The 23,071-nt window shown below is 40.9% G+C and carries 12 protein-coding genes; 2 read left to right on the plus strand and 10 right to left on the minus strand.

The features are described 5' to 3' along the window. Window positions 1-316: 316 nt before the first annotated feature. The 5 genes from AB1422_05520 to AB1422_05540 form a co-directional block, all read right to left on the minus strand. Complete coding sequence (locus AB1422_05520; GenBank protein MEW6618790.1) at window positions 317-8,209, minus strand: C25 family cysteine peptidase; 7,893 nt, start codon at window positions 8,207-8,209, stop codon at window positions 317-319. Between the two features lie 345 nt (window positions 8,210-8,554). Further along, on the minus strand, window positions 8,555-8,695 hold the full coding sequence (locus tag AB1422_05525) for a hypothetical protein (protein MEW6618791.1): 141 nt from the start codon (window positions 8,693-8,695) through the stop codon (window positions 8,555-8,557). Window positions 8,696-8,727: 32 nt separating this feature from the next. Then, window positions 8,728-9,369: a hypothetical protein gene (locus AB1422_05530; GenBank protein MEW6618792.1), complete on the minus strand. Its 642-nt coding sequence runs from the start codon at window positions 9,367-9,369 to the stop codon at window positions 8,728-8,730. 188 nt (window positions 9,370-9,557) lie between these two features. Continuing rightward, window positions 9,558-10,463 (minus strand): PorV/PorQ family protein, encoded by a 906-nt coding sequence (locus AB1422_05535; protein MEW6618793.1) that lies wholly within the window; start codon window positions 10,461-10,463, stop codon window positions 9,558-9,560. A gap of 91 nt (window positions 10,464-10,554) precedes the next feature. After that, window positions 10,555-10,896: a T9SS type A sorting domain-containing protein gene (locus AB1422_05540; protein MEW6618794.1), complete on the minus strand. Its 342-nt coding sequence runs from the start codon at window positions 10,894-10,896 to the stop codon at window positions 10,555-10,557. Window positions 10,897-10,968: 72 nt separating this feature from the next. Between AB1422_05540 and AB1422_05545 the strand changes: the two genes are divergently transcribed. After that, window positions 10,969-11,676, plus strand: coding sequence for a hypothetical protein (locus AB1422_05545; GenBank protein MEW6618795.1), 708 nt, complete (start codon window positions 10,969-10,971; stop codon window positions 11,674-11,676). A 237-nt stretch (window positions 11,677-11,913) separates the two neighbouring features. On the opposite strand, the gene AB1422_05550 is transcribed toward AB1422_05545, so the two are convergent. The 5 genes from AB1422_05550 to AB1422_05570 all read right to left on the minus strand — a co-directional run bounded on the left by AB1422_05550 (window position 11,914) and on the right by AB1422_05570 (window position 22,548). After that, window positions 11,914-19,725, minus strand: a complete 7,812-nt coding sequence (locus AB1422_05550; protein MEW6618796.1) for a C25 family cysteine peptidase — start codon at window positions 19,723-19,725, stop codon at window positions 11,914-11,916. 449 nt (window positions 19,726-20,174) lie between these two features. Continuing rightward, the gene (locus AB1422_05555) at window positions 20,175-20,831 is read right to left on the minus strand and encodes a hypothetical protein (GenBank protein ID MEW6618797.1); all 657 of its coding nucleotides are present in this window, start codon (window positions 20,829-20,831) and stop codon (window positions 20,175-20,177) included. 21 nt (window positions 20,832-20,852) lie between these two features. Beyond that, window positions 20,853-21,065, minus strand: a complete 213-nt coding sequence (locus AB1422_05560; protein ID MEW6618798.1) for a hypothetical protein — start codon at window positions 21,063-21,065, stop codon at window positions 20,853-20,855. Window positions 21,066-21,193: 128 nt separating this feature from the next. Further along, entirely contained in the window at window positions 21,194-22,114 is a 921-nt protein-coding gene (locus AB1422_05565; protein ID MEW6618799.1) for a PorV/PorQ family protein, read from the minus strand. Between the two features lie 92 nt (window positions 22,115-22,206). Beyond that, on the minus strand, window positions 22,207-22,548 hold the full coding sequence (locus AB1422_05570; GenBank protein ID MEW6618800.1) for a FlgD immunoglobulin-like domain containing protein: 342 nt from the start codon (window positions 22,546-22,548) through the stop codon (window positions 22,207-22,209). A 72-nt stretch (window positions 22,549-22,620) separates the two neighbouring features. Here AB1422_05570 and AB1422_05575 point away from each other — a divergent pair. Then, window positions 22,621-23,071, plus strand: a 451-nt coding sequence (locus tag AB1422_05575; protein MEW6618801.1) for a hypothetical protein, incomplete at its 3' end; no start/stop codon positions are given.

Consider the following 23,071-nt stretch of genomic DNA (forward strand, 5'->3'; position numbering starts at 1 on the left):
ATTTTAACCCAAAGGTATGGGTTTATGGGAATTAGTGAATTAGAGAATATATAATCTGTGTTATCTGTTCATCTGTGTTCCAAAAATTAATAGGACGCAGATTTTCGCAGATTATCAGGATTAAAATTAAAATAAATATAATTTTTTCACTAAAAGTTATTCGTGTCTTTCGTTTATTCGTGCCCTTTGTATGCAAATATTTTGGAACACGAAGAACACAAATGGACAAATACCACGAATGAAGGAAAGGAAAACTATCAAAAATTCTGTAAATCTGCCTTCATCTGCGTCCCAAAAATTCCTCTGCGTCCCCAAATTACCTGATGATGGCGAGCTTGCCTATCTTCTTTTTCCCATCGTCAGTAGTCAACACATAAATATACACACCACTATCTACCTTCTTCCCATAATTATCCCGAACATCCCAAATCCAGGTGGCGCGTTTGCCTTCTTCGTCTCTGAGTAAACTACCTGAGATGTCGTAGATACGAATCTGGGTATTCTCTGGTAATCCCTCAAAAACGATATTTTCATCCCCGCGGCTTGGCTTGAACGGATTCGGATAGACCACCACCGCATCAAAACCCGCCGGTATCCCTTCCCCAATCAAAATAAATGTCCCAAAATGCGGTATATTGCCATAGATAAAATTACTTCCGACTAAAACCTGTGCATTGGCTACCTCCACCCACTTCGATTCAATTGATTCCTCATCCAGGATGTATAATTTCAATGTCTCCTCGGCTATATTCTTTGGTGGCTCAGGGTAATAAATCGTCACTCTGGTCGTTCGTGTCCCAAAATCACCCTCTATCGGTTTTTTATCTCCATCTTTAGCTACTATGCGGATAATGGTGTCAGTTAGCAGACAAAATCCCGGGTTATAATGATTCATCCGCAAATTCGCTATCTTAATCTCATCCTCATCCAGACCTGGTTTATCTATCTTTAGGTAATAATCTTTACTTACACTATGAGGCTTAATGTCTATCTTCAAGTCTCCCTCTTCAACCTTTACATTACTTGCGTCATCGTATAACACCGCAAAATTATTACTCTGAGACTCTATTACCTCGTCTCTAAGACTGATACGGACATCAGGTCCTGCCTTGTTAGTCTCAATCATTACTGTGCCGGTAGATATACCGTTTTTGAAGGTAATAAAGGCAGGTTTTATTTGACCAAAGTTAGTTGTAAGAGAACCTGTCTGGTTGTAATCACTTGCCAGATTGCCATACCTATCCCGGGCAGTTACTTTAATCCCAAACTTCGTGTTGATAATCTGATGGTTAATCGGGTCAAACTCAAATCGACTCACTCTACCAGACCTGACAGTTATGCTGGCTGTTCCAATTATCTCCTCTGAAAATCGGGACTCGGGGCTCGGGGCTCGGGACTCGGGACTCGGGACTCGGGGCTCGGGGAGATTATTTCTTTCCTCCCCCTTAATCCACATCCCGAGGGGGACAGATTCATTTGTGAGATGAAGGTTCATAACCGCTTCTCTTACTGTGTAGGTAAGTGTTCCTTTGCCTGGTTTTGTCCCGGCGACAAAAGTCGTGTTTGTGCCAATAACATTGGTCAACTCGCCCAGTTCACTTCCTACTTCCCATTTCCCATTTCCTACCTCTTTCTCATTCCCATATTTGTCATATCCATAAGCGGTAAATGTGGAAGTCCCGGCTACCTCTACCACCACCTCTTTGGGCAGAATGGTTATCTTTGCCAGTTTTCCTGGCACAATTCGGATATTAGCCGTGCCAATGACCCCTTCTGCACTTACCTTGATGATGCCTGATGTTGCCTTTGTGCCAGCAGTAAATGTGGTCATTGTGCCGAAAATATTACTCAAACTCCCTATCTCATTTCCTACTTCCCATTTCCCATTTCCCACTTCTTTCTCATTCCCATAACCATCATAGCCTCTGGTGGTGAATAATTGTGATTCATCAGGCAGCAAGGTTACACTTCCTGGTATAACCTCAATCAAGGAAAGACTGCCAGCCTGGACTAAAAATGGATTGCTTGTGCCTGTTTTTCCCTGGTAACCTGCCGTAATCGAGGTTGTACCTACTCTGGTGATAGAACCAATGCCATCCCAGATACCTGCCATAAAGTTGGTGGTTATCTTCGGATTCAAGGTCAGCGAGGTATCCTCTAACTGGACTTTATCACTAAAGTTAAGCATAGTGTTACCGTAAGAATCTTGTGCCATAATCTTGATGGGAAAATGGACACCCGCAAGACAATTGCTAATAGTCCCAATCAGGAAATGGTCAAGGCGGTTATGACTAACTAAGAATGGATTGCTTGTGCCTGTTTTTCCCTGGTAACCTGCAGTAATCGCGGTTGTGCCTGCTCTGGTAATAGAACCAATGCCAGCCCAGATACCTGCCATAAAGTTGGTGGTTATCTTCGGATTTAAGCTCAGCGAGCTATCCTCTAACTGGACTTTATCACTAAAGTTAAGCACCGTGTTACCATAGGCATCCCGGGCTATAATGGTTATGGGAAAAGCAACGCCTGCAACACAATTGCTCATAGTCCCAATCAGGAAATGGGCAAGGGTGTTATGGCTAACTAAGAAGGGATTGCTTGTGCCTGTCTTTCCCTGGTAACTTGCCGTAATCGCACTCGTGCCTGCTCTGGTAATAGAGCCAATACTATCCCAGATACCTGCCATAAAGTTGGTGGTTATCTTTGGATTCAATGTCAGGCTGGTATCTTCCAATTGCACCTTATCGGTAAAGCTGGTTACTGTATTGTTGTAGGCATCTTTGGCGGTGATAACAACAAAGAAGTCTATCCCGGCAGTTTGATTGGTGATAGTGCCGATTAAGAAATGGTTGAGGCTACTGGGGATGATAAAGAAGGGATTGCTTGTGCCTGTTTTCCCCTGGTAACTTGCCGTAATCGCGGTCGTGCCTGCTCTGGTGATACTAACTGTGCCATCCCAGATGCCCAGGCTAAAGTTTGTGGTTTTAGTCGGGCTAATGGTGCGGCTGGTATCAGTTAGTGTGGCGGATGAGTTAAACATATCAGCGATATTTCTCCAGCGGTCATAGGCCTTGATGCTGACTGGAAAACTAATACCTGCGGTTTGAGTAGTTATGCTGCTAATGACAAAATACTCTACCTCGCCGCCACAGACCCAGAAGGGGTTACTTGTGCCTCGAATATCCCCATAAATGGCAGTAATACTGGTAGTCCCTCTTACTGTGATAGAGCCAAATCCATCCCACATACCATTTATAAATGAAGTAGTTTGAGTAGGTTTAAGGCTGTTACTTAAGTCAATTAGCGTTACTGTCATGGTAAAAGGAATAGGATTTTCGTAGGCATCTTTGGCGGTGATTTTAATCGGGAAATTCATCCCCGCAGTCTGGGTAGCAATAGTATCGAAGGTGAACATTGCTAATTCGCCAGAAGTGGTAGTAATAGTGCCGGAGGTAGCAGGTGGTAGAGTAGATAGGAGTTTTATCCTGACTTTATCATTGGCATTAGGTGAAACCCAGTAGGTAATCGTGCCTATCTGACCTGCAGAATTAGTAGTTACCGTAGTGGTAGATAATATGCCTTCTGTGCCTGTGATAACCTCTATCCCTATATTGCAGATTATCCCTGATGAACCCACCGGATTATTGTAGGCATCAGTCAATTGGGCAGTGACGCTTACTGAACCCCCTGCCAGGATGTAGATAGGATTTTCAGGATAGACGATGAATTTAAATGGCTCGCCTGCTCGGACATAAAAAGGATTGCTTGTGCCTGTTTTACTCTGGTAGCCTGCCGTAATCGCGGTTGTGCCTGCTCTGGTGATGCTAACTGTGCCATCCCAGATGCCACCAGTGAAGTTAGAGGTGATAGTAGGTTGGATGGTTTGAGAAAGGTCAGAGAGTCCGACTTTATCTTTGAAATTTAGCACTACATCACCAAATTCATCATAAGCAGTCATCTTTATTTGAAATCCTGTCCCTGCTATTTGAGGAGAGGAAATTGTGCCAAACAGAAAATATTCTACGCCAGTGATATAGAAGGACGCCCTTGCCTCATATCCTGAAATAAGTCCATAGGCAGTAATGGTTATCGTGCCAAATCCCTGGTCATTAACGGTAAAGGTAGTAGTAAAAGAACCACCAACAGAGGTAGATAGAGCAATAGTGGTAGTATTGCCAAATTCTATGCGAATGGTTTCTGTTGGGTAGAAATTGCACCCGCTAATAGTCACCCGCTTACCTACTACACCTCTTGTAGGTGAAATCCGGGTAATCATTGCTGGAGAGAGTGTTTTCTCAACCGCGATATTGGAAAGTGGGGAGAGATTGAAGTCATCATCCCTGGCGCGAATACAAAAGTAGTAGGTGGTAGTTGGGCAGAGGTTAGTTACGGTAAAAGATTCAGGAGAGCCAGCATCTTTGGGAACAATAGTGGATGTAGATTTATTAGTCAGGTGCCAGTTTTGTGGGGTAATGGTAAAGGTAGCGTAGCGGATGTAGTAGCAGGTAGAAGAGCCTTTATCTTTGTCATCACCAGGTGCAGTCCAGTTCAACTCAATAGAGGTAGGTTTGGGATTAAGAGCCTTAAGGTCAGTTATGCGAGAAGGGGGGACAATATCTGTATTATAGCAATTAGTCCGGCGCATATCGTGATTTGCCATCGGCCATTCCAGTGCACCTGGCGTACAACTACCCCAGTAGTCCCAGGCATATACCTTACTTAATGCCCAACTAATCTCTTTGAATTCCTCTCCACCGCAGACTATTTCTATATCGCCATCTAAATCCATATCTCCAACTACAAAAGGTGATGTCCTTTTATCACCTGGTTTTAAAAACAGGTCTATCTGCTTACTCCCATCACTATTCCAGATAGTAACCGTTCCCTTCATATCATTCCTGCTTTCTATAATCTCTAAGGATTTATCCTCATCCACATCTGCAATTACTGGATAAGATGGTCCTCTTTGTTGTAGTCCTCCTCCTTTGGGCCAACCAGGTACATCACTACCATCAGGATTTAATACATATATAGAATATATACAATCAATAATTATTTCCATTTCTTTATCATTGTCAATATCTCCAGAGGTAACTGAATATGGATAGTTATAATCCATTCCTCCTACCTGTTTCGGATAGCCGATAATATCTGTTCCATCAGGATTTAAGGCGTGCAAAAATATCTTTGGTGAATCTTTTGTCACAATGAGAATCTCTAATTCATCATCATTATCAATATTACCTATAGCCAATCCATTAGAAGATATATTCCCTGAGATACTCTTAGGCCATTGTCCAGGGATTAAGTTACCTTCGCTATTAAAGACATATATCTTATCAGAAAGGACAATAATTTCAAGATTACCATCTCTATCCAAATCTGCTATCATCGGGTGATACTCACGACGGGGAAGGGCTATATCCTTAGGCCAGGCCCCTTTTACTATTTCTCCTGTATGATGGAAGGCATAGAATTTATTGTTCATCCCTATAACAATCTCTAAATCCCCATCTCCATCTATATCCCCAAGTGCAGAGGAAGTTGCATCTGTTCCTGATACTGGAAATCCGGGGAGATTACTACCATCAGACTTGAAGATGTATGAGCCAGCTATATCAGTTAATATAACCTCTAACCTGCTATCATTATCCACCTCGGCTAAAATAGGAGAACATGCTGGATGACCAGGAATTGTCTTATTCCAATTATCCATGAATTTGCCATTATGATGCCAGATATACGCACCTTCTCCTGGAGAAGCGGCTACTTCTAAATCTCCATCCCCATTTATATCCCCTATGGCAGGGGATGACTCTATACGCATGTTTAGTGGCTCAGGGATAACAGGATAGCCCTCTTGATAGAAATTTATCTCTATAGATTTACAGGTGGTATTATTGATTGTTCCTGCTTCTAAAATGGTATTATAAGGGTTGACTACTACATAGATTGGGTATTCTCCTATGGGTAGGCTTTGTTTCCAATCTATGGCGGTTGTTTCTTCTTCTTTACCCTTGATAACAGGAATAGTATTAGAGCCTATTTCTATGCCACCCTCACCAGGTTTGCCAAGGAAGAATTTTACTAATACATCTTTTGCATCTATATCCCCGAGATTATGGATAATTGTAGAGATATTTGTCTGCTGGCCAGGTTTAGGAGATTGAGGAATAAGCTTGATATCAATTGGCTCAACGCATAACTCTGCCTTACCTGGTTCTAATGCCACCCTTGAAATGGTCACTGCAGGGTCACCTAATAAATTGAACTCATTGTACCAGGTTTGAATATATGGATTCATAAGTATAAGTTCTCCTATGGAAAATTCAGAGGATTGAAATTCACCGATAAATTGTAATGCCTTTATTATGTGTGGGTTACCAATGCCTGTCCTAGAAGAAGCGCCCCAATAGGCGATAGCACCACCTCCCTCTTTCTTCACAAAAGCCTCACCTATACAATTATCAAGTGGCTCTCCATAATCCCATAAGAAATCACCTGTTTCACAAGTATCAGCAAAGATTACCGGTAATTTATCTCCATTAGAAAGTTCATTGACATGGTAATAACTAAAACCATTCCCCTGAAGTATCCAGAGAGGCTGACTTCCGTGACCAGAATAGGTAACCAGAAGTTTTCCCGCATTGATAGCGTCAGATACCATATCTGGGCCAACATTCTGATTTCCTCCTAATCTAATAGATGTAAATCCTACTGGCAAGAGATAATTATCTATTATGGGAGTAAAATCAACGCCATTTGAACCTTCTACAAACAAGAGGGTATTGTGCCATTCGCCTAAAACAGAGGTGCTTTCATAGCGGATTATCTTATCCACCATTGTTTTGGCATCGGTACCGGTTTCTACCGGTAACCGACCAATCATTAGATCTACGGTCCAATACACATACTCAGGGGCAGGAAGCCCTTCGTCATTAATACAGACATACCAGGAATCAGCTACTGGATTTTCGCCAGTAAAGACTTGATGAATTTCGCTAACGGGTTTACAAGGGATATAAGCGTCATATTTCTCTTCTCCATCGCCAAAGAGTAACACAAACCCAGGATGGTCATCCGCCATAGATGGGGCAGACCAATTATTATAGACATATCGGATGAACTCCTTAATAGACGATGTAGGTGTGGCCATTGGGAATTCGTTATATATATCAGCAGTATTAACCACGGCTACATCAAAACCATTATATTGAGCGCGATGAGTAGTCAGGCTTCCTACATCCAAATTATGATAATAAGCAGAAGCGGTAATAATCAAGTAATCGGCAGAATTATTGGGAGATTTAAGGATGCTGGGGTAGGTCACTGTGCCTATCCTTTTAGGTGCTGGCTCACGGGATAAAACAGGAGGTTTGTAATTCAAGACAGATTTGCTCAATGCATTAGCAAAAGGGGCTGCCATCGGTGGTGATTTCAGTGAAATACCTCTCCCTTTCGTAGGGATGTATTTCACCTCTATCCTCAGGTTAGAATAAATCTGAAGCTGGTTCTTAGCAGGGTTAAACTGGATAGGATAAATCCTGAGATAAAGTATCCTCTGGTCGCGCAGATAACTGGTATGATAAGTGATAATCTTATCCTCTGCAGGATACCAGATGTCTTGCGTGTAGAATTCTTTATCAATACAAAACTCCTCGCCAATATATTCATAGCCGTCCGGGGTTTTCTTTATTACTTGCTTTGGTACAGGGGAGATTAAGTAATTTTGGATTGCGGATTGCGGATTGCGGATTGCGGATTGCGGAACTAAAAACAGATTAATCTCTACACCATCGGGGATAGCGAGTTGAACTGAGATAACGGGTAGTTTGGGTTTTCCAACCTCCTGAGTAAAGCTATATTCGTAGCCGGGAATGGTTAGCAGCGAAAATCGGGACTCGGGACTCGGGACTCGGGACTCGGGGCTCGAGAGTTGGGATTCGGGACCTGGGGTTTGGGATTCGGGAGTTGTCCCCCGCTGGAGGGGGGTAGGGGGAGGAATCTGTCCTCTGCCTTCTGTCTTCTCTTCCACATTCATGCCAAAGATAGTTGCTTCTAATACAATCCCAGCGCTATCTTCTTTTAGTATTTTAAACTCTGGTTTGGTAGGGACCTGGACACCGTTAAATGGCACCCAGGTGTTTGCGGCGTAAGTCAGAGAATGAATAGAAAGTAGAATGATGACGAAACTAATTATCTTTTCTTTCATATCATAAATTATAACACAAAATTCATTATAATACAAGTAATTATTGTAACTATTCACCACGAAGGACACGAAGAAAATTATAAGACATATCTTTTCGACCTGTGAAATAGGTTTAAATAAAATGCAAGAAACAGCGAAATACTACAAACAGATTGCTCCTACGGAGCTTTATTCATATTAGCTCCAGAGGAGCGATATGTTTGTAGAAAAATTATTTCCCTCATAACAAATTAGCTCCATCGGAGCGAGCTGTTTATTCTTTTTCTCACCCTAATTGGGGGATATTTGTAGCCCTATTTCACAGGTTGAAAAAAATTTGTAGTTATTGTCAGACACTACCGAAAATTACAAGACATTAAATTCCATTTCGTGTCCTTCGTGTTCTTCGTGGTGAATAGTTACGAAAAAGGAAAATAGAATAGCAGAACGATTATCAAAAAGGAAAGAGAGACCCATCCCTTTCCGAACAGGTCTCTCTTCATTCATTCTACATCGCTACTCCTATAACTTTGATACACCTATGGTGTCCTTACACGGAAATCGAGGTAGAATTCATCCTTGTATTCGGGGCCTGCTGGAGTATCCTGTTTTGGTGTAACCCTTGCCCATAGATCCTGATTATAGTTTACAGGGGAACCATTGACGATTGAAATTGGAGTGTTTGGGAAATTGCCATTGAAGGCAGGTGCAAGTGTAAACGAACCTGGCTTTGGGTGTCCAGCACCTGGTGTTACCAACGCATAGTATGTTGTGATAGTCGCTCCATCAGATCTCGCTATATGGTCACAACCTGACGCTGCTATTTCCAGCTGATATGTCGACCCGGGAGCTATTGCCCAGGCCCAGATATTCGTCCACATAATCATATAATCATTTTCACCTGGGATAGATTCCCATACCAGGTGGTCATCGTCAATATCTACAATTATGTATGGTTCCTTACCGTAGTAAAAAGCATGGGTCATAGTAGCTGTTACGCGTGTTGATGTGCCTGCATAAGTAAATTTTGTGTTCACTCCTGTCCCCCAGGCGTAGTCAGTAGCAGGTTTATCAGTCTGCGTAAAATGAGCTGTAGTATCTTCTGCGTTTGCAGTAGTTGTATATCCGCCGACGATGAGTAACGCGAGTGTAATTAGACTGAGTGTAATTATCTTCTTCATCTTTATTCACCTCCTTTCGTTTTTAGATTTTTATATGTAAACTCTTCCAAAGCATTGTAGGGACTCACCACCTCCTTTTTTGCTTTTGAAGAAGGAATGGGACACAGATTTACACAGATGCACACAGATAAATTATTTCCTAAAATTTGTGTTATCCGTGTTTATCCGTGTCCTAATATTATTTTCTTCTAAAACTTTATCCCCATCGACACGCGATTCATCTTTGTTGCTCCATCCATTTTGCCACTGGCGACATTGGCGAAGTCAGTTCGCAGGCTAAAGCCTGCGGCTATCACCTTAAAGCCAAAGCCATAGGTTAGACCACTTACTTCCCTCCCTTTATTGAGATAGCCTATTCGGACAGCAAGGATGTTATAGGTGTATTCCAAACCTACATTTGTCCCCAGTTTAGAGTTGTAAAGAGGCTGGTTCAGGTCTATTGTTCCGGTAAGATTTTCTATGGGACAATATGCTAGCCCTACGCGTAAATTTAGTGGTAGTTCATCACCTTCTATCTTCGTCCCAAGATTCTCTAAGCAAGCACCTAAGGTTAAATCAGGTAGTTGGGGATAGTAAAGCACGCCTAAATCCAGAGCAAATCCTTTGGCTTTGACCTTCTTTAAATCTCGCTGAATATACTTTAGATTACCACCGATAGATAGATTATCGGTGTAGGGTCTGGCATAAGCGAAGAGTAAAGCAAATTCATTCGGATTCAGGTTACCGGTAAATTGATTTTGGTTATTGCGCGTCTCTATTTCACCCAGGTCTTGATAGATAATCCCACAAGCAAATACGCCTGCTTCATCTTCATCTTCCAATGGCTGGCAATAGGTAAGTAATGTGCGGGCAGTATCCTCTCGTTTATCGCCATACATTGCAGAGACCTCTTTTTGTTTCAGGCGTGCTAATCCTGCCGGATTGTAATAAATAGAGTCAACACTATCTGCCACAGCACAAAATGCCTCTCCCATTGCAGATGCCCTTGCTCCTACGCCCAGCTTTAAGAAATCAGCGCCGGTATCAGAAGCCGCCTGACAAATTATGGGAAAAGTTAGTATTGTTAGAATTAACGAAATAGTTTTGTTTAACATTTTATTTTACCTCCTTTTTTGGGACGCAGATTTTCGCAGATTATTAGGATAATATTTTTTAAAAATCCTGTAAATCCTGTACATCTGCGTCCTATTTTATTACTAATATCTTCTTAGTCCCAACTACACTTCCACCAATATGTAATTGATAGAAATAGACGCCTGATGAGACTATATCACCATCATCGTTTCTACCATTCCATAGGGTAGTAATATTTGACCCGGCAAGTTTATCTTCCTCTAATGTCTTGACTAATTCTCCAGCAATGTTGTAAATCTTAATGACTATATGAGCATTCACGGTTAAATCATACGGAATCTTTGTTTCTTCCTGATTGGGATTGAATGGATTTGGGTAATTCTGGTAAAGTTTATTGGTAGTTGGTAGTGGAATAAGTGACTGTGCTAAAGTTTTAATGAACCAAAAAAAAATTTATTGACAGAAGGGGTAAAATAATGTAAAATAATAAATGTTAAAAAATAGAATGTGAAGAGGTGATTAAAAATGACTAAAGCGGAACTTAGGGATGTAGATAGAAGGATAGAGCGGCTTTTAAAGAGTCAGGAAGAGTTTAGAAAGAGTCAGGAAGAGGAATTTAGAAAGAGTCAGGAGGAATTTAGAAAGGGCAATGAGGAGCTTAGAGAGGCTCAGAAAAAGACCGATGAGCAACTTAAAAAAACCGATGAAGAATTAAGGGCTATGTTCAAAAAGAGAGAGGAGGAACAAAAGAAAGTTGATAAACAAATAGAAAATCTGCTTAAATCCGTAGATGGTGTAACCAAAGGGATAGGAAGAATCCCCGAAGGATTAGCCTTTGCTTCTTTTAAAAGAATATTCAAAGGATTAGGGATGTCTATTGAATGGACCAATCCAAACCTGAGAAGAAGATGCAATGGAAAAGAGATGGAAATAGACATATTGAGTTTGGTGAAGAAGGATAACCAGAATTTCATTATCTCTATTGAAGCAAAGGTATATCTAACTATAAAAGATGTTGGTGATCTTTTAGAAGACATTAAGAACTTCTATAACTTTTTCCCTGAATACAGAGATATTCCTCTTATTGCTGGCTTGGCATTTACAAATTATGCAGAGAATGCAAAAGTATATGCAGAGAAGAAAGGCATTTACCTTCTCTCTCTATCTGATGACACAATGACCCTTGCCAACAGCAAAGATTTTAACCCAAAGGTATGGGTTTATGGGAATTAGTGAATTAGCGAATTAAAGATTTAGGACGCAGATTTTCGCAGATTATCAGGATTAAAATTAAAATAAATATAATTTTTTCTATCTGTAGTGAGCATCTTTAGATGCGCTCCCCTTTTTAATGCAAACTTTCCATGAAACTACATTTCTATCCATGAAACGGGTCTAAAGACCCTCACTACATTTCTATCCATGAAACGGGTCTAAAGACCCTCACTACATTTCCTTACCTACATTTCCTTACCTGATAATCGCAATCTTGCCTGTCTTCTTCTTCCCATCACCAGTGGTCAACACATAGATGTATACCCCACTATCTATCTTCTTCCCATAATTATTCCGAACATCCCAAATCCAGGTGGCGCGTTTGCCTTCTTCATCTTTGACTAAACTACCTGAGATGTCGTAGATGCGGATTTGGGTATCTTCTGGTAACCCTTCAAAAACGATATTTTCATCCCCGCGGCTGGGCTTGAACGGATTCGGATAGACCACAACCCCATCAAAACCCGCCGCTATCCCTTCCCCAATCAAGATAAATGTCCCAAAATGCGGGACATCGCCATAGACAAAATTATTTCCGACTAAGACCTGTGCATTGGCTACCTCCACCCACCTCGATTCAATTGATTCCTCATCCAGAATGTATAATTTCAATGTCTCCTCGGCTACATTCTTGGGTGGCTGATGGTAATAAATTATCATTCTGGTCGTTCGTGTCCCAAAATCACCTTCTATCGGTCTCTTATCCCCATCTTTAGCTACTATGCGGATAATGGTGTCAGTTAGCAGACAAAATCCCGGGTTATAATGATTCATCCGCAAATTCGCTATCTTAATCTCATCCTCATCCAGACCTGGTTTATCTATCTTTAGGTAATAATCTTTACTTACACTATGAGACTTAATGTCTATCTTCAAGCCTCCCTCTTCAACCTTTACATTACTTGCGTCATCGTATAACACAGCAAAATCGTTACTTTGAGACTCTATGCTCTCGGCTCTAATACTAATATGGACATCAGGTGCGGCTCGGTTAGTCTCAATTGTTACCGTGCCTATCTCTATGCCGTTATAGAAGGTGATACGGGCAGGTTTTATCTGACCAAAGTTAGTTGTAAGAGAACCAGTGTGGTTGTAATCACTTGCCAGATTGCCATACCTGTCCAGGGCAGTTACTTTAATGCCAAACTTCGTATTGATAATCTGATGGTTAATCGGGTCAAAGTCAAATCGATTCACTCTACCAGATCTGACAGTTATGCTGGCACTGCCTTGTATCTGTTCTACTCTGCAGGTAAGTATCCCTTCCCCTGACTTTGTCCCGGCGACAAAAGTCGTGTTTGTGCCAATAACATTGGTCAACTCGCCCAGTTCACTTCCTACTTCCCATTTCCCATTTCCTACCTCTTTCTCATTCCCATATTTGTCATATCCATAAGCGGTAAATGTGGAAGTCCCGGCTACCTCTACCACCACCTCTTTGGGCAGAATGGTTATCTTTGCCAGTTTTCCTGGCACAATTCGGATATTAGCCGTGCCAATAACTTCTTCTGCACTTACCTTGATGATGCCTGATGCCGCCTTTGTGCCAGCAGTAAATGTGGTCATTGTGCCGAAAATATTACTCAAATTCCCTATCTCATTTCCCACTTCCCATTTCCCATTTTCTACTTCTTTCTCATTCCCATTGCCATCATAGCCTCTGCTGGTGAATAATTGTGATTCATCAGGCATCAATGTTACACTTTCTGGCATAACCTCAATCAAGGAAAGACTGCCAGCCTGAACTAAAAATGGATTGCTTGTGCCTGTTTTTCCCTGGTATCCTGCCGTAATCGCGCTCGTGCCTGTTCTGGTAATAGAGCCGATGCCAGCCCAGATACCTGCCACAAAGCTGGTGGTTAGCTTCGGATTTAAGCTCAGCGAGGTATCCTCTAACTGGACTTTATCACTAAAGTTAAGCATAGTGTTACCGTAAGAATCTTGTGCCATAATGGTGATGGGAAAAGGAATGCCCGCAAGACAATTGCTAATAGTCCCAATCAGAAAATGGTCAAGGCGGTTATGGCTAACTAAAAAGGGATTACTTGTGCCTGTTTTTTCTTGGTAACCTGCCGTAATCGCGGTCGTGCCTGCTCTGGTGATAGAGCCAATGCCATCCCAGATACCTGCCACAAAGTTGGTGGTTAACTTTGGATTCAAGCTCAGCGAGGTATCCTCTAACTGGACTTTATCACTAAAGTTAAGCATCGTGTTACCGTAAGAATCTTGTGCCATAATGGTTATGGGAAAAGGAACGCCTGCAACACAATTGCTAATAGTCCCAATCAGGAAATGGGCAAGGCTGTTATGGCTAACTAAAAAGGGATTGCTTGTGCCTGTTTTACCTTGATAGCCTGCCATAATCGCAGTAGTGCCTGCTCTGGTAATAGAGCCAATGCCATCCCAGATACCTGCCATAAAGTTGGTGGTTAGCTTTGGATTCAATGTCAGGCTGGTATCTTCCAATTGCACCTTATCGGTAAAGCTGGTTACCGTATTGTTGTAGGTATCTTTTGCAGTGATGACAACAGAGAAGTCTATCCCGGCAGTTTGATTGGTGATAGTGCCGATTAAGAAATGGTCGAGGCTACTGGGGATGATAAAGAAGGGATTGCTTGTGCCTGTTTTACCCTGGTAACTTGCCGTAATCGCGCTCGTGCCTGCTCTGGTGATACTAACTGTACCATCCCAGATGCCCAGGCTAAAGTTTGTGGTTTTAGGCGGACTAATGGTGCGGCTGGTATCAGTTAGTGTGGCGGATGAGTTAAACATATCAGCGATATTTCTCCAGCGGTCATAGGCATTGATGCTGACTGGGAAACTAATACCTGCGGTTTGAGTAGTTATGCTGCTAATGACAAAATACTCTACTTCACCCCCACAGACCCAGAAGGTGTTACTTGTACCTCGAATATCCCCATAAATAACAGTAATACTGGTAGTGCCTCTTACGGTGATAGAGCCAGATCCATTCCACATACCATCTATAAATGAAGTAGTCTGAGTAGGTTTAAGGCTGTTACTCAAGTCAATTAGAGTTACTGTCCTGGTAAAAGGAATAGGATTTTCGTAGGCATCTCTGGCGGTGATTTTAATCGGGAAATTCATCCCCGCAGTCTGGGTAGCAATAGTATCAAAGGTGAACATTGCTAATTCGCCAGAACTGGTAGTAATAGTGCCGGAGATAGCAGGTGGTAGAGTAGATAGGAGTTTTATCCTAACTTTATCGTTGGCATTAGGTGAAACCCAGTAGGTAATAGTGGCTATCTGACCGGTATTGGTAGTCGTAGTAGTGGTGGCGGATAGTGTTCCTGCTTTACCAGAAAGCACCACTACCTCTAAATTACAACTAATCCCTGCAGACCCAACCGCATTACCATAAACATCGCTTAATTGGGCAGTGATGCTTACTGAACCACCCGCCAGGATGTAAACAGGATTTTCAGGATAGACGAGGAACTTAAATGGCTCGCCTGGCTGGACATAAAATGGATTGCTTGTGCCTGTCTTACTCTGGTAACCTGCCGTAATTGCGGTTGTGCCTGCTCTGGTGATGCTAACTGTGCCATCCCAGATGCCACCAGTGAAGTTAGAGGTGATAGTAGGTTGGATGGTTTGAGAAAGGTCAGAGAGTCCAACTTTATCTTTGAAATTTAGCACTACATCACCAAATTCATCATAAGCAGTCATCTTTATTTGAAATCCTGTCCCTGCTATTTGGGGAGAGGAAATTGTGCCAAACAGGAAATATTCTACGCCAGTGATATAGAAGGACGCCCTTGCCTCATATCCTGAAATAAGTCCATAGGCAGTAATGGTTATCGTGCCAAATCCCTGGTCATTAACGGTAAAGGTAGTAGTAAAAGAACCGCCAACACAGGTAGATAGAGCAATAGTGGTAGTATTGCCAAATTCTATGCGAATGGTTTCTGTCGGGTAGAAATTGCACCCGCTAATAGTGACCTGCTTACCTACTACACCTCTTGTAGGTGAAACCAGGATAATCATCGCCGGTGAGAGTGTTGTCGCAAAGGTGATATTGGAAAGTGGGGAGAGATTGAAATCATCATCCCTGGCGCGAATACAGAAGTAGTAGGTGGTAGTTGGGCAGAGGTTAGGGACGGTAAAAGATTCAGGAGAGCCAGCATCTTTGGGAACAATAGTGGATGTAGCTTTATTAGTCAAGTGCCAGTTTTGTGGGGTAATGGTGAAGGTAGCGCAGCGGATGTAGTAGCAGGTAGAAGAGCCTTTATCTTTGTCATCACCAGGTGCAGTCCAGGTTAAGGAAATAGAGGTAGGTTTGGGATTAAGAGCCTTAAGGTCAGTTATGCGAGAAGGGGGAACAATATCTGTATTATAGCAATTAGTCCGCCTTATGTCGTGATTTGCCATCGGCCATTCCAACGCACCCTTTTCACATTTACCTTCATAGTCCCAGATGTAGACTTTAGGTATTGCCCAGGCAATATGCATAAATTCTTCACCTGCACAAATTACCTCTACATCCCCATCTAAATCAATATCGGCGATGACAAGAGGTGAAGTTCTTCTATCCTCTGGTTTCATAAGTAGATTTAACTTCTGCGTCCCATCGTTATTCCAGATAGTTATAGTGCCCTTTTTCATATAATATATACTTTCTATAACCTCAAACTGATTATCATTATCCATATCTGAGATTAATGGATGAGATGGACCTCTTTGACTACCCGCTTTAGGCCAACCAGTTACATTACTCCCATCATGATTTAAGACATACAGGTAGTTACAAGTATCAATAATCACCTCCATATCTCCATTATTATCGATATCTCCAAGAATAACTGAGTATGAGACATTGTAATCATTACCTCCTACTTGTTTTGGATAACCAAATACATCACTACCATCGTAATTTAAGGCGTATAAAAATATCTTTGGTGACTGGTATGAGGCAATGATAATCTCTAACTCATCGTCACTATCAATATTTCCAACAGCAAATACATCAGGAAAACCATCTGGATAGGGTATAGTTTTGGGCCATTGACCCGGAGCTAATTCACCATCACTTTGTAAAACATAGACCTTACCTTCTGTTGAGAAGGCTATAATCTCATGATTTCCATCTTTATCAATATCAGCAATAATAGGGTGATAGCCACCTTGTAGATTTATCTCTTTAGGCCAATCCCCATCTACTAATGTTCCGTTATGATGCCAGGTATAGAGCTTATCGTTCATCTCCACCACAATCTCAAGGTCTCCATCATTATCTATATCACCTATGGCAGGTGAGTTTGAATTCGTCCCCTCCTTAGGAAAACCAGGTACATTGCTACCATCATGATTCAGGACATAAAACCTTTTTCTACCACTTATGATAATCTCCAACTTATTATCATTATCCATATCAGCTAAGATAGGTGTCCCTGCTATATCACCATTTTCTTCTACTGTTATTAGTTTAGGCCAGTTATCTACAAAGTCACCATTATGATGCCAGATATATAGATAATTCCCAGTAACTGCACTTACGACCTCTAAATCCCCATCACCATCTATATCTCCCACTGCTGGTGATACTTGTATCCTAAATGAAAGAGGTTGAGGTATTTTAGTCCAGCCCTGCTGATAGATATTCACCTCTATTGATTTATATGCAGTATTGTTAATAGTCTCTGCCTCTGGAATAGTATCATAAGGGTCTATGACTACATAAATCTTATACTCACCTATTGGTAAATCAGGAATCCAGTTTATCTCTGTTGTTTCTCTTCCTTTAGCATAAATTGTAGTTATTGTCTTAGACCCTATCTCTACACCATTTACTGGGTCTCCAAGGAAGAATTTAATCAATACATCTGCTGCATCTGTATCACCAAGATTATGAATAATGGCAGAGATTTTTGTTTTTTCATTTGGTCGTGGGAAGTTAGGATTAAAATTAATATCAATTGGTTCAATCTCTAATTCTGGCTTATTTTGTTCTAATCCTGCCCTTGAAATAGTCAATGCTGGGTCTCCTAACATATTCCATTCATGCTGCCAGAGGTAATTATATGAATTAAGTGTTAATTCACCGAGAGAGAAACTGTTATAACTATACTCTGCCATAAATTGATATGCCTTTATAGGATAAATAATACCATCAGTTGTTCCTGCAGATGCTCCCCAATAAGCAATAGCACCACCATTTTCTTTCTTAAGGAAAGCCTCTGCAAGACAATCAGGAAACTTACTGTCATCCCATAAAAAATCAGCCGTATCACAAGCAGCGCCAAAGACAACAGGCAATTTATCACTATTATAAAGGCTATTTACCTGTCTAACTGAAAACGGTGATTCCGTATTCATCGCCCACCCTAAAGGATGTCCATGTCCATTATAGGTTACTAATAAGTGACCATCATTAATTGCTTCAACAACTATTCCACCTGTACCTGTTTCTTCGATCTTAGTTACTTCAAACCCCCCAGGTAAGAGATAATAATTTATTAAGGCATCAAAGTCACCACCAAAACCTTTTCCATCTACCATTAAAACTTTATTCCGCCACTTTCCTGGTATAGGATTTTTTTCATATTCGATTATCTTGTTAACCATCACCTTTGTGTCTGTTCCAGATTCTACAGGCAGTCGACCTATCATTATATCCATTGTCCAGTATTCCCAAGATAGACTTTCATCATTGATACAGACATACCAAGTATCAGCTACTGGTTCACCTATATAGGGATATATCTCTCTAAGAAACTTTGGAGGTACATAGGAAAAATACTGTTTCTCACCATCTCCAAAGATAACTACATAGCCAAGATGGTTATCTTCCATAGAAGGAGCAGACCAATTGTTATAGACATATTTGATAAAATCTTTGATAGAAGTAGTCGTTCCTTTCTCAGTAATAGGGAATTCGTTGTAGATAGCGGTGGTATTGACTATTGCGACATTGAAGCCGTTGTATTCTGCCCGATGCTCGGCTAATCTTCTTAAATCTTCGTTATTGTAGAATCCCTCAGAGGTAATAATCAGATAATCCGCAGAGTTTGCTGGGTCTTTCAGGTTGGTGATGTAGCTTAATGTTCCTGTTCTTTTAGTGGTAAGTGGTAAGTGGCGAGTGGTAAGTGGTTTGTAGTTTAAGAGTGTGTGTTTTAATACATTGGCAAAAGGTGAAGCCATCTCTGGTTGTTTTAGTGATAGAGGTACTCCCTTTTTACGCAGGTAGTTTATTTCTATCTTCAGGTTAGGATAGATTCTGAGTTCTTTTTTTGCAGGGTTGAATTGGATGGGATATATTTCTAACCTTAAGATGCGCTGGTCACGGATGTAGCCGATGGAAGCAATCTTACAAGGGTAATTGGGTAATTGGGTAATTGGGTAATTGTGCTTCGCAACACTCTTCGAATTGGGTAACTTCTTTGATTCTTCAGATTTTTCTCCCAGATAAATCTGGGAGTCCGGAGTCCTCAATTTATTGAGGGTTTCTCGATTCTTCAGTCCTTCAGTCTCCATAGGATACCAGATGTCCTGCTTGTAAAACTCTTCATCTATGAAAAATTCTTCAGCAACATATTTGTAGCCCTCTGGGGTGGTTTTTACTACTTGCTTGGGGACAGGAAATATGACAATGGGTGAATGGGAGAATGGGTGAATGGGTGATGGGGAAGTAGAAGAGATTGAAATCTCTACGCCATCCGGGATGGCAAGCATTAACTGGATTACGGGTAGTTTAGGTTTGCCGACTTCCTGAGTAAATCTGTATTCATGCCCTGGAATACTCAAAATCTGAAATGTCTCTGTTCCTTCACTCCGAGCTCCGAGCTCCAAGCTCCGAGCTTGCTTCACATTCACACCAAACACATTCGCTTCGAGCGTAATGCCTGAGCTATCATCCTTGACTACCTCAATCTCTGGCGGAGTAGGAGAAGATACACCTTCTTTAAATGGCAGCCAGGTGCTTGCATAGGTGATACTTGAAAAGAGTATTAAGTTAATGCATGCAATAATTATCGTTTTATATATCATAATGGAATTTAAATTGAAATATAATTAAAATACGATTGAAATATATTGTTTTTTTTCTGCCAAATTCCATCTATTTCTACATATTTCTATTATATTTCCACCAATAAATATACCATAAAATAATACAGAAGTCAATTAGAAAAGCAACTAAAGGATTAAGAAACTGAAGGACTGAACAAGAAAAATCGCCACGAAGACACAAAGGCACAAAGGAAACACAAAAAAACATAGTTTTAATCTTCGTGTATTAGTAACTTAGTGGCAATATTACAAACAACCCTCAATAAATCTGTTCCTGACAGAGCCTGCTCCTGATAGGTTTCAGAAGTTCAGGAATTGAGGATTCCGAAACCATAGATAAAAAGAAAGACCTGATTCTTTCCGGCCGAAAAAGAAATCAGGTCTCTCTTGTTTAATTAGGATACTCCTAGCTATTTTTATTCATACATTTATGGTGTGGGTATGAATGAAAGTGTAATGTAGAATACATCCTCGTATATATCCATTGGGTCATTCTCTCTAATAACAATTCTTGCCCATAGGTCTTGGTTATACTTTACTCGCTTTCCATCCACACATGGTAATGGAGTTCCTGGCATATCACCATTAAAAGCTGGTGCAAGTGTAAATGAACCTTTACTTGGTTCTCTCCCACTTGGAGTTGCCATCGCATAGTATGTTGTAAGTGTCGCATTATCCGCATGGTTTCTCTTTACATGGTCACACCCTGATACTGCTATCTTTAGAGAGTGTGTACTTGTTGCAATTGCTGATACATGGATATTCGTCCAGTTAATCATATAATCGTTACCTGGTATCATTCTCCCGTCCCACTCAAGATGGTCATCATCAATATCTACATACATACATGCTCTTCCATTAAAAGTATGCGTCATAGTTGCTACCCATGGTCCTGCACATTCCTTTTCATATGGAGTATTTTCACCTTTACCCCAAGCATAGGGATAAGCTGATTGAGGTGGTGGAGTGTATCCGTCTTCTGGTGTAAAGAATGCTGCAGTAGCTTCTGCATAAACTGTAGTTGTGTATCCTCCTGTAATCAACACGCTAAGAGTAATTAGAGTAATAGCTAATAGATTCTTCATTTTTCTTCACCTCCTTTTGTTTTAGATTTTTATGTTAACTCTTCGCCAGCGTTGAAATATCTCACCACCTCCTTTTTTGCTTTTGAAGAGAGAAGTTTTTCGTAATTGTTCACCGCAGAGACGCAGAGAATTTTCCACCTGTGCGGTTAAATGTAAAATGGATAATGTAAAATGAGAAATGTAAAATGTATAACTGAAAGGTAATGAGTCTTGTGAAGTACTAAAATTCCCCATTTTTCATTTCCTATTTTACATTTTACATTTATTTTTCCTTTGCGTCTCTGCGATGAATTAATCTAATCGCACAGGTGGAAATTTACTCTTCAGAACTGACCCGAGCTACGCAGGATACAAGCCTGCGGCTACCAACTCACGGAGAGGGATATGCGGTTCATGTCTTCTGCACCATCCATTTCTCCACTTGATACATTGGCAAAATCAAGCTGATAGACTTTGTAGTTTATTCCAAACCCATAAGTTAAACCATCTACCTTCCTGCCTTTGTCAAGATAGCCGAGCCTTATCGCCAGAATATTGTAGGTATACTCAATGCCTGCGTTTATAGCCAGCTTAGAATTATAAAAATGCTTGTTTAAGTCCAGTGATAGGAGAAGATTATTCATTGGTTGGTAGGCAAGCCCGGTTCGTAGATTTAGTGGTAATTCATCTCCTTTTATCTTACTACCGAGATTTTCTATGCACGCACCAAGGGTTAAATTTGGTATTTGAGTCTTGCACAAAACCCCAAAATCAATACCAAATCCCTTCCCTTTCATTTCCTTCAGGTTACGCTGGATGTATTTCAGGCTTCCACCTAAGGATACATTTTCATAATAGAGTTTGCTGTATGAGAGGATGAGGGCAAATTCAGATGGACTGATGTCTCCTGTGGGTGCATTAGCCTTGTTCCTGGTTTCTATCTTGCCTAAATCCTGATGTATTATGCTTATACCCATTACTCCATCTCCTTCCCATTCTTCAATCGGTTGGGCATAGCCTAAGAAGGTTCGCGAAGTATCCTCTCGCTTATCGCCATACATCGCCCAGACCTCTTTTTTAGTCAGATAGGCTAATCCAGCAGGGTTAAAGTAGATAGATTCTACACCATCTGCTACTCCACAAAATGCCTCTCCCATTGCAGATGCCCTTGCTCCTACGCCCAGCTTTAAGAAATCAGCGGCGGTATCCGCCCCTGCCTCGGCATTAGGGAGTAGAAAGTAGAGAGTAGAGAGTAAAGAAAGAAATAGAGTTATACTTACCTGTTGTACCTTTTTGTTTAACATTTTATTTTACCTCCTTTTTTCGGGACGCAGATTTTCGCAGATTATTAGGATAATATTTTTTAAAAATCCTGTAAATCCTGTACATCTGCGTCCTATTTTATTACTAATATCTTCTTAGTCCCAACTACACTTCCACCAATATGTAATTGATAGAAATAGACGCCGTTGGAGACGATGTCATTATCATCATTTCTACCATCCCAGATAGCTTCGTAAGAGCCTGCTGAAATTCGACTTTCCTCAATTCTCCTGGTTAGCTCGCCGGCGATGTTGAATATCTTAATCTCTATCCTGGCACTATCTGTCAGGTCATACGGAATCTTTGTTACTTCCTGATTGGGATTGAATGGATTTGGGTAATTCTGGTAAAGTTTATTGGTAGTTGGTAGTGGAATAAGTGACTGTGCTAAAGTTTTGATGAACCAAAAAAAAATTTATTGACAGAAGGGGTAAAATAATATAAAATAATAAATGTTAAAAAATGGAATATGAAGAGGTGATTAAAAATGACTAAAGCGGAACTTAGGGATGTAGATAGAAGAATAGAGTGGCTTTTAAAGAGTCAGGAAGAGTTTAGAAAGAGTCAGGAAGAGGAATTTACAAAGAGCCAGGAAGAATTTAGAAAGGGCAATGAGGAGCTTAGAGAAGCTCAGAAAAAGACCGATGAGCAACTTAAAAAAACCGATGAAGAATTAAGGGCTATGTTCAAAAAAACCGATAAGGAGATAGAGAAACTGATTAAATCTGTAGATGGTGTAACCAAAGGGATAGGAAGAATCCCCGAGGGATTAGCCTTTGCTTCTTTTAAGAGAATATTCAAAAGATTAGGAATGTCTATTGAATGGACCAATCCAAACCTGAGAAGAAGATGCAATGGAAAAGAGATGGAAATAGACATATTGAGTTTGGTGAAGAAGGATAACCAGAATTTCATTATCTCTATTGAAGCAAAGGTAT

This window comes from bacterium (assembly GCA_040757115.1).
Taxonomy (GTDB): Bacteria; UBA9089; CG2-30-40-21; order CG2-30-40-21; family SBAY01; genus JBFLXS01.